Consider the following 14,860-nt stretch of genomic DNA (forward strand, 5'->3'; position numbering starts at 1 on the left):
TTTTCTGACTGATTCGCCATTTTTATGCTTGACCGCATCAGGAGGACAACGGAAACAAACCGCCTTAGGGTTCCAGCACTTTGGCAACGGCGGCCTGCACCCGGTCGGTGGAAAACGGCTTGACGATAAAATCTTTGGCGCCCGCATAAATCGCGTCAATGACCATATTCTGCTGTCCCATGGCCGAGCATATCACCACCTTCGCGCAAAGATCGTAACTCCGGATTCGTTTCAACGCTTCGATCCCGTCCATTTCGGGCATCGTAATATCCATCGTCACCAAATCCGGAGAAAGCTTCTTATACAACTGAACGGCCGTTTCTCCGTCCGAGGCTTCGCCGACAATGCGATGCCCCATCGCAATCAGTATATCGCCCAGCATTTTACGCAAAAAAGCCGCATCGTCTACGACCAAAATGTCAGCCATCGTTTGCCCCAACCTCCCGAATGCTCTCACGTTTGTAGAGAGAGCCGCCGCTATTTTCGAAGCGGACTGCGCCTTGCTTCCCTTCCGCTCCCGCAGCTCTATGCCGCTCCATTATAGCAGCCCGCTCTGAATCGATTCTGAACATATGCGAAGCAGAGCCGCTTCAATCTCAGCGGCTCTGCTTCGCATATTTATGCATATTAGGCGAATCCATGTCTTTGCCAAACCCCTCCGCCCGTTCGTAGTCGCAGCCTCACTCGGCAGCAGCGGGCGTCTTGGGAATATCGAAGCTCACGGTCGTACCTGCATACGGTTCGCTCGTAATTTGCAAACCGCAGCCGTAAAGCGACATCAGACGGCTGTGAATGTTCACGATCCCTACTCCGCGCCTCGCGCCGCGGCCGGACAGCACTTCGGCGATCCGCTCGCGCGACATGCCGACCCCGTCATCGGATACCGCTACCGTCAGCCGCTGCCTGTGCTCCTCAATGCGCAGCCGGATCGTCCCTCCCTCTTCCCGGACCATAATACCGTGCCGAACCGCATTTTCCACGATGGGCTGAATGGTAAGCGGAGGCAGCAGCACGTTCAGATCCCCCTCCACCTCGCAGCGTATTTGCAGCCGCTCGTCGAATCGGGCCTGCTCCAGGAATAAATAAGCGTCAACCAGCTCCATCTCCCGGCGCAGCGTCGTCAGCTGATCACGGTTCGTAAAATCAAAGCTGCTGCGCAAATATTGGCTCAGCTTGTTCAGCAGCTCCGTCGTCTTCTCCGGATCGGTCGGCAGCAGCGCGATCATCGTGTTCAGCGCATTGTACAAAAAATGCGGCTTGATCTGCGCCTGCAGAAAGGCCATTTCCGAACGGATCGCCTCCTGTACCGACCGCCGCAGCTTGATCAGCGTCCTCGCGCGGGCCCGCAGCTCCTTGGCGTCGACCGGCTTGGCGAGAAAGTCGTTCACTCCGGCCTCGAAGCCGGTACGGATATCCTCCGGCCGGCTCCGCGCCGTAAGCATCAGCACCGGCAGCTCATAGAGCGAATGGCGCTCGCGGATCATTCTGCACAGCTCAAGGCCGGACATGCCCGGCATCATCCAGTCCGTCACGACCAAATCGAACGGCTCGCCCGACTCCAGCAGATCGATCGCCTCATTCCCGTGCTGCACGGCGGTGACGGCATAATGATCTACGGACAGCAGGTTGATCATAACCTGCAAATTGACCGGATCATCGTCTACGACCAGCACGGCTCCCTTCCCGCGGTCGCCGCCGTGCAGCGGCGGATTCTCCGCCTCCCGGCCTGCGGCGGCCTCTTCCGCCGCAGGCGCAGCGATTCGCCGCGCCGCCGCGGCCGGGCTCCCCGATTCCGCGGCTTTGCCGGCAACCGGCAGCGTGAAATGGAATCGCGAGCCCGCTCCGAGCTCGGATTCCGCCCAGATCCTCCCGCCGCTCAGCTCCACCAGCTTCTTCGTGATGGTCAAGCCCAGCCCGGTTCCGCCGAAGCCGGACTCTCCGCTCGGCTCTCCCTGCTCGAACGATTGGAAGATCGACTGCAGCCGCTCCTGTGCGATGCCGATTCCCGTATCGGCGACAGTAATCGTCACCAGCTCCCCATCCGCCCGCGCGGTCAGCTTCACCTCGCCCTGGTGCGTGAACTTCAAAGCATTGCCGAGCAGATTGTACAAAATCTGATTCAGCCGGTCTTCATCCGCGTTCAGCGGCGGCAAATCGTCCGGCAGCTCCTGAATCAAACTCACGCGATCCTTGCGGCTGACATGACGGACGACCTCCATCACCGAGTCCGCTACCGTCTGCACATCGACCGCCTGGCGGCGCAATACGATTTCGCCGTTCTTCAGCTTGGCGAAGTCTAATATATCGTTAATGAGCGCAGACAGACGCCTGCCGGTCGAGACGATCGTCGCCAAATGTCTGGATTGGGCTTCCGTCATCGCCCCGGCCACTCCCTCAAGCATCGACTCCGCTATGTTGACGATGCCGTGCAGCGGCGTCCGCAGCTCATGGGACGTATTGGCCATAAACTCGTCCTTGAGCTCATCCAAAGTGATCAGCTTCCGGGACAACTGTTCCACCTCATGAAACGATGTTGCAAACCGTTTGGCAAGCAGCAGCGCTTGCGTCACGATAAAGACGATCATCCCTACCGAAAACAAGATCTGGTTCATCAGCAGCCCGGCGACATTCAAAATGCTGTTGATGATCGGCAGCAAAATGCCTATGACGCTGGTCATCACGAACACATAGTCTCCCGGCCGCTGCAACGCCACCCTAAGCAGAGCGTACAGCACATAGCCCACCGTCAGCAGCGCAAGCGACAACAGCGGAACCTCCAGGTCGGACACGATGCTCGGAGACAACAATATCCCTACGGCAAGTTCGAAACCCGTCACCCATGTGCACGCCTTAAGAGCCCAGCTATGAATCGCTCCCGGCATGACCGCGGCAATGTACAGCAGCAAATAATAATAGGCGAGAGCGGACGCAATGATCTGCAGCTTCATGAACAGATCGTAATTGAGCCCGCTGAAGACAAGCCCCAACAGCTTCTCCCCGTGCGTCAACACGTAGACGACCCCCGAGAGGCAAAATCCGCCCAAATAAAGCAGCGATCGGTCGCGGGCCCGCAGCAGGTAGAGCGCCAGAAAGAAAAATCCGGGAATGAAATAGCCTACGGCCGACGCCAGATCGAGCATAAATTCCCAATCTCTGCTCTTCATGACCGACTGCTGATCGCCGAATACGATAGGGTATATAATCCCGCCGGAGGAATAGTCGAAATTGGCGACCTGCACGATCATCTCGACCTCGTCCCCGGATACGGGAAAAAAAGCGGTATACGGAATATTGTTCATAACGCTCGTCTCGGCCGATGTGCCCGGAGTGCCGCTCGCCCCCACAGCCTCGCCGTTCACATACACCTTATTGGCCAGCCGGATATTGTCCGTGCGGATGCCGAACAAGAGCGGATGGTCCGGCTTCAGATGAATATGCAGCCGGTACGTCCCGTAGCCGTACGCCCCGATTTCTCCGTCCGACTCCATATAATCGTTCCATCTGCCGGGCACCGCAGCCATCTTCCCGGGCACCGGCGCTTCGTCCGTTCGGAACTGCTCCGGAGTCAGCAGCCTGCCGCCGTAAAACTCCCATTCTCCAATTAAGCGCACGGTCCCCTCTTCGGCAAAGCTCCAGCCGGATAAATCCATCTGCGCCTGCACCGCTCTAGGGCTATGACTGGAAGCATTCTTCGTATCCACGTACGCGAAGAGCGGCAGTAAAACAATCAATACGACCGCCGCAATTAAAACTCCCCGGTTATGTCTCATGTATCCGTTTCTCCTGTAGGTCTTGACGAAGACCGGTTATAACGCTTACTCTCCCGCAGGCAGCGATGAAAGCCCCCGCTGCAGCTTCGTATACAGCTCCGCCGTCTGCTCCTCCGGCTCCGTACCCAGCTCGCTCATCAGAAACTGCGCGAACGCCTCGTAATACCGGCGCAGGCCGTCGGCATCCTTCAGCTGCCCGTATGCGGCCAGGATCAGCCTGCAAATGTCCTCTGAGTAAGGCTCCTTCTCCTGCGCCGCGCACAGCCTTTCTATCGCCTGAAGTTCCCGGCCGTTCCCCATATCATGCTCGGCCATCCGGTACACAAGGCGAATGTAGCGTTGAAGCAGCTCTCTTCTTCTAGGCTTGGCCCACGCATAGTCATGCTCTTCCAAATAATCTCCGCGGTATAAAGCGAACGCCTGCTCGTTTAGCCGCATCTGCCGCTCCTCGTCCGCCGCTTTCTCCGTCAAGCAGCGCTCGAACAGCTCCACATCGGTCGTCAGTCGGGCCTTGACAAGGCAATAGCTGTCATGGGCGTATTTGATCGATGCCTCCGCGTCCCACTCCTTCAGCTGCTTGCGAATCTGGTAAACCGCCGTATGCAGATGAGTAAGCGCCTTGTCCTGCGTATATTGCGGCCAAACCGTATCGAGAATCAGTTCTTTGGAAACCCATTGGCCATGCTGATGAAGGAGAAAGGCGAACAGCTCCTGCGCCCTTAACGTTCTGAACTGCAGCTTGCTCTGAAAATGCGTGCTGTCCAGCCGCTTGAAGCAGAGTATCGCCGGTTCTTCCTTCGCCTCCTCCTTCTTGCCGGAGCGCAGACTAAGATAAGCTTCTATCCGTTCGACAGTCTTGTGCAGCCGTTCGGGCGTCACCGGTTTCAGCAGGTAGTCCAGCGCATGCAGCTCGAACGCGTTAAGCGCATATTCCGAATAAGCGGTTATATATACGATGCGGATGCGCTCGTCGATTTGTTGAATCAGCTCCGCCGCCTTCAGTCCGTTGATTCCGGGCATTCCGATATCGAGAAATACGATGTCCGGCGGCTCCTTGGCGAGCTGTTCGAGTCCGGCTCTTGCGGACGTGTACTTGCCGTCTACCTGCACCCGTCCGTCCATTTGAAGCATTCTCTCCAAATGAAGCAGCGCCAGCTTCTCATCATCTATCAATATCGCTCTCATTCTTAAACTCTCCTCCTGCAAACACTGCAGCTGTTATTCCCAACATACCTTATCCCCGGCGGAAAGAAAAGCAAAACTATTGCATTTATTTTGGGAATCTATGACAATGAAACCAAGCATGCGCATCTCTATGAAAAATGCAACCCGTCGAATTTGAGGGAAGGAGGCGAAGGCTCTGGCTAAAACCAATATATTTATCAGTTCGGTCGGGCAGGATGAGCTTAAGTCCATCCGCAATGCCGTATTCGATGAGCTGACCGCGATGGGACACGCCCCTCTCATGTACGAGCGCAATTTCGGTCCTTGGGACTCTCACCAAAATCCCTTGCAGAAATGTCTCGACAAAGTAGAGGAATCCGATATATTTCTATTATTCATCAAAGATAAGGGCGGCACCTTCTATCCGGCCTACGACCGAACGATTACGCATTTGGAATATATTCAGGCGGCCCGCTTGAACAAAACAATTCTCGTATTCGTCGAATCCGGCGTCAAGCACAGTTATTTCTCTCAGGTCAAACCCGTCATGGAACGAATCGCCGACAACCATATGGAAAAAACCGGAGGCTACCCCAAAGCCGCGGAGTTCGTAACCGCTCTGCAGGCCGCTTCCGGCATTCCGCCGCATATCGATCCTTACGTCTGGTTTTTTATCGACGATCTGGTCAAGAAGGGCATCTATTTCGAAGAGCTGTCGCTCGGGGTTTCGATCCATTGGAAAGAGTATTTCAGCGATTTGCTGCGCCGGGGCGTCCTGCTGCTGCCTTTGGAGCGGACATTCGACGCATACATGAAACAAATTCAGGCTTACGAGGAATTTCATCAATTTATCGATCATTGCGCAGGCGCGTTTCAAACGGCTTCCCAAGAAGGAACGATACAATTTCTTGCCGCCTTGATGGACAAGCTAAAGGGCGGCATCGTGCGGCATCATTACGGCAATCTGTTCGCAGAGGACATCGGCACCTTCCAAAACTGCTCGGCCCTCACCATTTATGAGCGAAGCGGTAACCGTTTGAATCTTGCGTTCGTGACGGGAGCCATTACCAGCGAGCCTTATTACGAAATCGACAACGAGCAGTCCTATGTGTCCATTACCGCCCAACGCGCCAATACCGAGCAGCTTTTTTTCCGCGAAGAGAAGCAAATGCTGTATTTAACCGTGAAATGCCGAGACCGGATCTTAACCTGCCACTTCCTTGCCGATTCCAGCTGGAATACGGGCAAGTTTGTCTCTTTCCGCGACGATATCTTGTATGCTATAATGGATCAAAATCCGATGATATTGGAGTTTGCGCGAAAAATGATTGGAGGGATGCGGCTATGACTACCGTATATGTATCCAAGAATGGAGAAATCTCCGTCGCCGTAGGGGAGCAGCCCAAAGACGCCCTTCTGTTCGTTTCCCCAAAGAAGAGCTTCCAAGACCTGCTTCGGGAACAAAAGGAAGAGAGCGCCAAGGCGCTTGAACTGATCAAAAGCCGTTTTGCCGCGGCAAAACGGGGCTAATCGTCCATATTTCACCGCAGCCAAGCAGGCCCGGACCGGTTTAGAAGTCTTTCTAAATCAATCGGGCCTTTTCTGTTTCCGGATCGCTCAAGCTTGCGCGCGCTGTACCGGCTGCATATCGGGGACGGGAAAACGCACTTCGATGACGGTCCCCTCATTGACTTTGCTATGTACGGCCATCGTGCCCCCGTGATGCTCGATAATTTTGCGGCTGATCATAATCCCAAGTCCCGTACCGCCTTCTTTGGTCGTGAAGAACGGCTCTCCTACTCTATTAATTTTGTCCTCCGGTATCCCGCAGCCTTGATCGATAATCCGCAGCAGCGTGCCCCCGCCTTCATCGTTCTTTAGATGGAGGCAAACCGCACCGTCCGGGCCCGTCGCTTCGATAGCATTTTTCAGAAAATTAATAATCACCTGCTTGATCTGATTCGGATCGCAATATAAGGGAACATGCTCCAGATCGGATTCCAGATCGATTTCGATGCCCCTCATAATCGCCTGGGTGCCGATAAGCGCCCTGACTTCCTCTGTCAACTCCTTCAGATTAACGCAGCGCAGATGAACGGATTGCGGCTTCGACAGCATCAGCAGCTCGCTGACAATCAGCTCGATCCGCTCCAGCTCCTCCTTCATAATGCCGAGGTATTTGGGGAATTGCTGACCGGAATGCATCATCAGCTTAATGAAGCCTTTGAGCGCGGTTAGCGGGTTGCGGATTTCGTGGGCGACCCCTGCGGCTAGCTGGCCGACGACGGACAGCTTCTCGGATTGGCGCAGCAGCTCGTCCTTACGCTTCTGCATCGTAATATCCTTCATCATAATGTAGCAGCCTACCATTTCCCGGCGAACGAAGATCGGGGCGGGGGTTACCAGCAGATCGAGAACGGAGCCGTCCTTATGCAGCACGCGAACCTCCTCGCTTTCGGACATTTCGCCCCGCATAAATCTTTGGTACCACGCTTCGGCACGCATTTTATCGTCGTTTAGCCCGTATACCAAATCGGTAAAATGCAGCTGTCCGAGTTCCGTCGCGCTGTACCCGGACATATTCTGGGCGGCGGGATTCACCGAAACGATATACCCCAGCTTATCCAATGATATGACGGCATCCGGATTGTACTTTTTCAGCGAAGTGTAACGGTCAATCGTTTCTTCCAGCAGCAGCTCCATTTTTTTCCGTTCGGTAATATCTTGGGCGGTCCCGAGCATTTTGCACGGGTTTCCCCTTTCATCGGTTAAGACGATGCCTTGGATATGTACATATTTATCATTGCCTCTGGCCGTCACAATGCGGCATTCCAGACTGTACGGCTCTCCGTTGATCGCTCTTTGCACAAGCTTCCGTACCGTGCCCAGATCGTCAGGATGAATGAATTGCTTCAGACTATCGTAGGTATGGGCAAAATCTTCACGGCGAAGCTCGCAAATACGCAGCAGTTCATCGGACCAGATTACCTGAGACGTCGGAATATCCCATTCCCAGCTGCCGATCGATGCAATTTTTTGCGCTTCCGCAAGCGCCCTTTCGCTTTTAAGCAGCGCCTGCTCCGCTTCTATCCGCTCCGTTACGTCGCGCCCTACGCCCATAATCTTCCAGGGTTCGCCTTGCTCGTCGCGGATGAGCTTGATCGACGTCTCGAACCAGACATAATGACCTCGGGCGTGCCGGTATCGGGCGCAAATCTTATCCGTATCGGCGTATGCGCGCTCCAGCACTCCCTGCTTGTCGTCCGGATGAAGCAGCCCGTGCTGCTGCCGGCCAACCATCTCTTCGGGCTCATATCCAAGAAGACTTTTCACGGCCGGCGATACGTACAGGCATGTTCCGTCCAAAGAATTGAATGTGATGATGTCCTGCGAATGCTCAAAAACAGTCGAATAGACCTGATCGCTATGCTTGCGGTCCGAAATATCGGTCAAGTGAATATAGAAGCAGTAAGGCTGGTCGTCTTCGTTGCGGATTAACGAAACGTGTCTGGATGTCCATATCACGCTTCCGTTCCTACGGTAATGCCGCATCTCGATGCAGTAGGAGGTGAAGCGGCCCTCCAGCAGCTGCTGAATTTGCCATTCAGCCAAAGCCAGATCATCCGGGTAGGTAATCTCGCGATAATCTATAGAACAAAGCTCCTGCTCCCCATAGCCGAGCATGTCGCACAGCGCCCGATTCACTTTTTGCCATTCTCCGCCAATAGAAGCTATGGCAATACCGATGGGAGCCAGCGAGAATGCGTGCTCGAAAAAAGAAGGATGATCCGGGTGCATGGATATCAACTATGTACGACCTCCTTAATCAAACCGGTTCGAACGGCCGGAATTATTGGCTCAGGTTGTTGGCGAATAAACAAGCATGCGTCATCCCCTTACGGACGATAATCGTTCAATCAGCCGATGAACCGGAAGAACCCGATCGGCCCGGATCGAGCATGAGCCGCCGTCTTGCAAGCTTGCCAGGAAATGGCGTACCGCTCCAGCAAAGCCGCGGCGTTCGATTATCGTATCCCAGCTGCCGAAGCCCGCCGCTTGCGGCAGTTCATCCTTCTGATGCAGCTCCGCCGCTTCCATGTTGGTCACGATGACGGAACGGCCCCCGCCGTGCAGTTCCAGCCTCTCCAGATCGGTACCTGCGCGCCTTACCATACTGAACTGTCCGCTGCGGGTTCCCGCGGCGGAATGCCCGGGGAAAGCCAGGCTGCCCGCTCCGCACAAAAGCCGGCCATCGTCGTTCGTGCGCTCGATATAATGCAGCGGATCGGCATCGTCGCCTCCGAGCCATAGCAGCAAGTCGAGCATATGAATCAGATCGTCGTACAGCGTATGTTTGGCGCTGTGGTGCTGCAGCTTCAATCGATGCTTGGCCGCCGCGCACCACTCGAAGCCGCCCGCTTCCTCCATCCACTCCCGCGCCCGAACGTATAACGGCGCGAAACGTCGGTTGAAACCGACGGCAAGGAGCGTTTGTCGCTCCAGAGCGAAACGGGCCATCGTCTCCGACTCGCGGTAATCGTAAGAGAGGGGCTTGTCTACATACACGGGCACCCCCCGCTTCAGGCAAGCCATCACTACTTCATAATGAGCTTCCGTCGAGGTATGAACGAATACCGCGTCGGGTCCCGCTTCGAGCAGCCCTTCTACGCAATCGTATTTCCCCGGGATTCGGTAGCGGCCGGCGATGGTTTCTACGGCAGCCGGCGTTCGGCTGCTCACGCCGATAATCTCTACATTCTCATCGGCCGACAGCAGCGGCAAATATACCTTCCGTGCGATGTCTCCCAGCCCAATGATTCCAATTCTATATTTCACGCGGCGGTTTCCCCCTAAGAACGTTCTGCAGGAATTGCAAGACGTCCTGCTGTCCCGCAATCTTTCCACATCTATAGTAGCGCAGCCGTCTGTTCACTGTCATTATATTTTGTATGGTTTCATAGCATTTTTCATAAATCGACAGTAAAACACCCGGGTTATTCAGAATTTCGACTAATAACGACAGCGGGAATCTCCGCTGCGACGCTTTCATCCGCGCCTGCTTCCGCTTCCATAAAATTGACATGCTACAAAACGTCGTCTCTCTTTAATTTGCCTTAACCGTTATGGTAGAATAGGAATATTGCGAATATTGTCTGATTCATCATCATGTATTCCATCTGGAGGATGGCTCAATTGTCGAAAAAAACCACATGGTTGTTTTTTGTATCCATTATCGCTTTTGCCGGATTATTAGGACTGGCGTACTTATTCCAATCGGACATGTGCATTTTCGCCGCCAGCGCGATGCCGATCTTTATCGTTTTGTTTTTGCCTGATAAAAAACGGTATCAATATATCCGTATCCGCAGGGATCGCAAGAACATTTCTATCTTCAAACAAGCCGGCGGAGAGGAATCGCTGGTCGTCATCTCGTTCAAGCCCGGTTTTTTGCGCTGGAACTGCAGCAAGCTCTATTTTCATTTGAACGATATCGCCCCCGAAGCCAAACCGGGAGAAGCGGCAGCCCAAGCAAGCGGAGCGGCAGCCTCCGTACTGGCCTACGATTTGTCCGGCCATCGCCGCAAGCAAGGATGGATCGGTATTAATCTGAGGCAGCTCGCTCAGCGAACAGCGAATTTGTCCTACACGACGGACGAAATCAGCCGGCTGGTCATCCGCATGCAGGATTTGGAGGAAACGGCGCTTTCTATGGTCGCGCCCGCAGCCGCTTCCCCAAGCAAGAAGAAGAGCATCTCCGCTTAACCGAACCAGCGAGCATGGCAATGCCGCCCGCGCCCGAGGCGCGAAGCGGCATTTTTGTGTGCTTGCCGCTAACGGACGCTTCTTCATCGCCCAACCGCTTCGATGAATTGCAGCATTACAGCTCGCTAATATACGGCGTCAAGCCCGGCTTGCTCAAGCGACGTTTTCTAGTTTTCCTTTTGCCCGGATGAAAGGCCTTATCCGTAATAAGCCGCGGATTCCTGCACCACTTTTTGCATAGGAAGATGATACGGGCATTTTTCCTCGCAAAGCGGCTTCTCCTTACAGGGCTCGTAGTCCGCACAGGATAAAATTTTATCCTTCTGCTTATCGTAAAAACCGCTGCCTTTGGGCAATAAACCGAACGTCTGCCGCACTTGGCTCGAAATCATAATATCGGGGATCGTCACCCCGATCGGACAGGAGCAGTAATTGCAGCGGCGGCAATTATGACTGCCAAGCTCCAGAGCCAGCGATTCCAGCTCCTCGCGTTCTTCCCGCTCCACTTCGCGTTCCATAGCGGCAAGGTTTTGCCGAACCTCATCCACGCTGACCATACCGGATATGATCACATGAACATCCTGGCTGTACGGGTAGCGGATGGCCTTCTCGACCGGCTGGATGAATCCTCCCGACAACGGCTTCATCGCTACTTTGCCCATTCCCATCTTCGTCGCCATCGGAATTAGCTCGTCCAGGGCGAACGGCTGCGCCAAATTCAGGTGAAACAACACTTGATCGAAGTCTCCCTTGCTGATCCACTTAGCCAGCAGTTCGGGACGATGCCCGGTAATGCCGATAAAGCGAACCTTTCCGGCCTCCTTCATCTCCAACGCCGCCTTGTAGGCTCCGTTCTCTTCCATGGCAAGCTTGTATTCGCTGACATAGTTAACATAGTGAATTTGCAGCAGATCGATGACATCGGTTTTCATTCTGGTCAGGCTGCGTTCGATTTCTTCCTTGGCCGAGGCATAGTCCCGCTTGTTCGTCTTGGTCGCCAAAAAATAGTCCGAACGCCGGTGAGAGATCGTTTCCCCGATAATTTCCTCGCTATTGCGGTATCCCGCCGCCGTATCGATGTAGTTGATTCCGTGATCCAGCGCGTAATTCAAAGCGTCTCCCGCCTGATTCAGAGGCACCCCCGGCAAATTCATCGCTCCGAAGCCTAGCGCGGACACCCGGTGTCCGGTTTTTCCAAATTCACTGTATCTCATCGTCTTCTCCTCCTCATCCCAGCAAGCATCCTGTCGTTCAAGTACTCATTTTATCACAACCGCCCCCATCCGTCATGAGAGCGTTTCATTCTAAAGAGCAAACACAGCCGCCATCACGGCAGCTGTGTCGAATTTGGCCTATTCCGTTATCGTTACCGGAAGCATGGTGAAAACGGCGACTGCACATGCGGAGGCGTCTTCCGATCGCTGTTGACCGCTCTTGCTTCGTCTCCTTTTCCACCGGGCTTCTAGCGCCACCGGTTGCTGCCGCTGTCGCTCTTTTTATCGTCATCCTTTTTATCGTCTGTTTTGGAAGCGTCATTTGTCCGGCTTGGGCTTTGTTTCCGGTCGTCTTCTTTTTGCTTGTCGTTTTGCTGCCCTTGCTGAAGGTTGGAATCATCCCGCAAACGCCCTTGCTCATCGCGCTTGCGGTCATCATCCTTTTTTGGGTCGGTTACCTTCTTGGGATCGTCCTTCTTCTGAGAGTCGTCGTTTTTCTTAGGATCATCGTTTTTCTTGGAATCGCTCTGTTTTTTCGAGTCATCCTGCTTTTTGGAATCATCCGCCTTTTTGGAATCGTCGTTCTTTTTCGAGTCGTCATCCTTTTTCGAATCGTCCTTGCCGTCTGCTTTTTTGCCGCTATCCTGCTTATTGTCCGATCCGGGACGTAACGTGCCGGGATTCAAAGATCCCGGCTTTACGACAGGCGTTGTAATGGGACTTTTGGAATTTCCGGACGGTTTGTTGTCGCCCTTGCGGTCGTCGGATTTGCCGTTATCGTTACGGTCGTCCTTCGAGTCTTCTTTTTTGCCGCTTTGGCCGACGCCGGTTCCGTTGGGCTTTTTGGGATCGTTTTTATTGCTCAGGCTGCTCGCGGCCGGCTTTCCGCTGTTTTTGGCGTTGTCATTGTTCCGGGAATTATCCTTAAGACCGGAATTGCTCTTGGAGTCGCCTTTGGAGCTGTCCTTATCGTTGTCTTTGGCATTATCCTTGGAGCTATCCTTGGAGCTTGCCGTGATCGACCGCTTTCGCTCCTGCAGCTTCTTGTCCAGCTCGCCCGATTTTTCCTCTTCGACCAGCTTCTTGAAATCGGCCTTCGAAGGCGTTTTATCCGGCTGAACGACGGCGTTTTTGATGTCCGGGTTTTTCTTGATGATCTGGTGAATCGACTCTTTCTTCAGATCGTCCAGCGTCACCTCGACGCCATTGCTTTTGGCATTGAGATAGACGGAATATTTCCCCATGGACACGCCGGTTTTGTTCGCTTCCTCACGGACCTCCTGCGGAGCGGCGAATGCCTCTACCTGATAAGCCTGCGCCTGCTCGGGATGCGTCTGCTTAATATGGTCGGATACCTGCTGGCGAAGCTTCTCCGCAATCTGCGAGTCGTTCACCGGGCTTTGATCCTGCACGACGGAGCTGGCAATGACGATATCCCCTTCGCCTTGCGCCAATGACTTCTGCTCCGCCTTATCCAATAAAGCGGCGGTTACATTTTCGAGCGTTTTCCCCTTATAATCTACCGTTTGAATTAATTCTGACCCGTCATCATTCAGGCCTCGAAGCTCGAGCACTCGTTCCTTTTCATCGATTCCCATCTCTACGGATGGATTGATGTCCAGCGATACATAGGCAACGACTTCGGAGCTGCCCAATTTGCCGGCAAAGCTGGCAAATATAACCAGGCAGAACACGACCGCCGCTACGAATGCGGAACGGCCGGCTACGGACGGGCTGCGCCAATTGACGCCGGAATCGGCATACATAATTTCCTCGCCCACTTCGCAAGAGCGGTTTTTGCGGGGAATCTTATCGAATTTGCCGTCCGGACGCATGACGATAATGCTTTTGCCCGTCATCTCCATGACGATGCCTTTATTCATTTGCTACCCCCCCTTCAGCTGCATCATCCTTAATATGTAAGTAATCACGGAGATATGGATATGGACCGTTATAGATAAGTGCGACAGCGATGATGAATTTCCGGTTACGTTCCAATGTCTTCCGGGACACTTGCACCATGTCCAACAACTCTTTGATCGGGAGCATGCGCTTGGCCAGCATGGTCCGCATCAGCTCGGAATTCCGGGACAGCTTTCTGCCTATGGCAAACAACGCCTGCCTGGAATCGTCATGCTTGGGAGACACATCCACCAGATCCGAGAATTGAATACCGAAATCCGCCAAACAACGGTTTAAATCTACAATTTCACTGCGCCGCTCCTCCATTCCTTTCTGCTTCTCGTACTGTTCGATCGCCTGGTGAATTTCCACCGGGTTGACGACGTTATCCTCTTCGTCTTCCACCTCGAACATGCTATAAGGAATTTGCTGCGAAAACCGCTGCTCCTTACGCACATAATCGATCAAACGGCGTCGGATGACCTGCTCGGCAAAACCGAGAAACGACCGTCCCGCCTGTGGGGAAAACTGGTTAACGGCTTCGTTAAAAGCGCCTAAAGCGATGCTGAACTCATCGTCTCTAGCCGGATCAACGTATCTTTTACAAAACCGGCTCGTTACCTTGGCAACATACGGCTGATAATCCGTAATAAACTGGTTGCGCAGGCGTAAATCACCCTCTTGAATCCGAATCACGAGTTGCTCTGGTGTTTGCGAATCCGATGCTTCAGGGTGGTGAGACTGGCGTTTTCCAAGAAATCTCTTAAATAAAACGAGCAGCAATCGTTCCACCTCACACTATAGTTTTTCGCTGTCCTCACAGCCGTTTGGGGGGGTCGATTGGTCCCTGCAAAAACATTATATCACAGGTAATTAGACCCAAACCTCTTTGGCCCCGAAACGGGAGTTTCCCATCCGCTTTTTCACCTTTTTACACAAAGGTAGTTCTACGGAATTAGTTATTTTTTCAAAAAGACCTGCCGCGGTCCATCGAGTTACATTTCATACCTAAAAATGAATAATTTTACATACAATGGCCTATTAAGA

General features: G+C 53.7%; 11 protein-coding genes. 3 read left to right on the forward strand and 8 right to left on the reverse strand.

Translation table 11 applies throughout. The features are described from left to right. Positions 1-64: 64 nt before the first annotated feature. From SK3146_RS15265 to SK3146_RS15275, 3 genes are all read right to left on the reverse strand, one after another. A complete protein-coding gene (locus SK3146_RS15265; protein WP_249865832.1) occupies positions 65-427 on the reverse strand; it encodes a response regulator in 363 nt (120 codons plus the stop codon). A 253-nt stretch (positions 428-680) separates the two neighbouring features. After that, positions 681-3,770, reverse strand: coding sequence for a hybrid sensor histidine kinase/response regulator (locus tag SK3146_RS15270; RefSeq protein ID WP_249865833.1), 3,090 nt, complete (start codon positions 3,768-3,770; stop codon positions 681-683). 45 nt (positions 3,771-3,815) lie between these two features. Further along, positions 3,816-4,955: a response regulator gene (locus SK3146_RS15275; RefSeq protein WP_249865834.1), complete on the reverse strand. Its 1,140-nt coding sequence runs from the start codon at positions 4,953-4,955 to the stop codon at positions 3,816-3,818. A 229-nt stretch (positions 4,956-5,184) separates the two neighbouring features. Between SK3146_RS15275 and SK3146_RS15280 the strand changes: the two genes are divergently transcribed. Together SK3146_RS15280 and SK3146_RS15285 are read left to right on the forward strand one after the other, a co-directional pair. After that, on the forward strand, positions 5,185-6,282 hold the full coding sequence (locus SK3146_RS15280; protein ID WP_249866309.1) for a DUF4062 domain-containing protein: 1,098 nt from the start codon (positions 5,185-5,187) through the stop codon (positions 6,280-6,282). Then, positions 6,279-6,464, forward strand: coding sequence for a hypothetical protein (locus tag SK3146_RS15285; RefSeq protein ID WP_249865835.1), 186 nt, complete (start codon positions 6,279-6,281; stop codon positions 6,462-6,464). Before SK3146_RS15280 ends, SK3146_RS15285 begins: the two co-directional genes overlap by 4 nt. Positions 6,465-6,551: 87 nt before the next feature. Here SK3146_RS15285 and SK3146_RS15290 read toward each other — a convergent pair whose 3' ends face one another. Beyond that, positions 6,552-8,732, reverse strand: a complete 2,181-nt coding sequence (locus SK3146_RS15290) for a PAS domain-containing protein (protein WP_249866310.1) — start codon at positions 8,730-8,732, stop codon at positions 6,552-6,554. Between the two features lie 90 nt (positions 8,733-8,822). Then, positions 8,823-9,770, reverse strand: coding sequence for a Gfo/Idh/MocA family protein (locus SK3146_RS15295; protein WP_249865836.1), 948 nt, complete (start codon positions 9,768-9,770; stop codon positions 8,823-8,825). Between the two features lie 357 nt (positions 9,771-10,127). Between SK3146_RS15295 and SK3146_RS15300 the strand changes: the two genes are divergently transcribed. Next, positions 10,128-10,697 carry a hypothetical protein gene (locus tag SK3146_RS15300; protein WP_249865837.1) on the forward strand — a complete coding sequence of 190 codons (570 nt, stop codon included), beginning with the start codon at positions 10,128-10,130 and terminating at the stop codon, positions 10,695-10,697. A 197-nt stretch (positions 10,698-10,894) separates the two neighbouring features. Here SK3146_RS15300 and SK3146_RS15305 read toward each other — a convergent pair whose 3' ends face one another. The 3 genes from SK3146_RS15305 to sigI form a co-directional block, all read right to left on the reverse strand. Then, positions 10,895-11,911, reverse strand: coding sequence for an aldo/keto reductase (locus tag SK3146_RS15305; RefSeq protein WP_249865838.1), 1,017 nt, complete (start codon positions 11,909-11,911; stop codon positions 10,895-10,897). 248 nt (positions 11,912-12,159) lie between these two features. Beyond that, complete coding sequence (locus SK3146_RS15310; RefSeq protein ID WP_249865839.1) at positions 12,160-13,794, reverse strand: anti-sigma factor domain-containing protein; 1,635 nt, start codon at positions 13,792-13,794, stop codon at positions 12,160-12,162. Then, entirely contained in the window at positions 13,787-14,596 is an 810-nt protein-coding gene (gene sigI / locus SK3146_RS15315; protein WP_249866311.1) for an RNA polymerase sigma factor SigI, read from the reverse strand. The genes SK3146_RS15310 and sigI overlap by 8 nt, the downstream gene beginning before the upstream one ends. Between the last annotated feature and the right edge of the window lie 264 nt (positions 14,597-14,860).

This window comes from Paenibacillus konkukensis (genome assembly GCF_023523925.1).
GTDB lineage: Bacteria > Bacillota > Bacilli > Paenibacillales > NBRC-103111 > Paenibacillus_S > Paenibacillus_S doosanensis.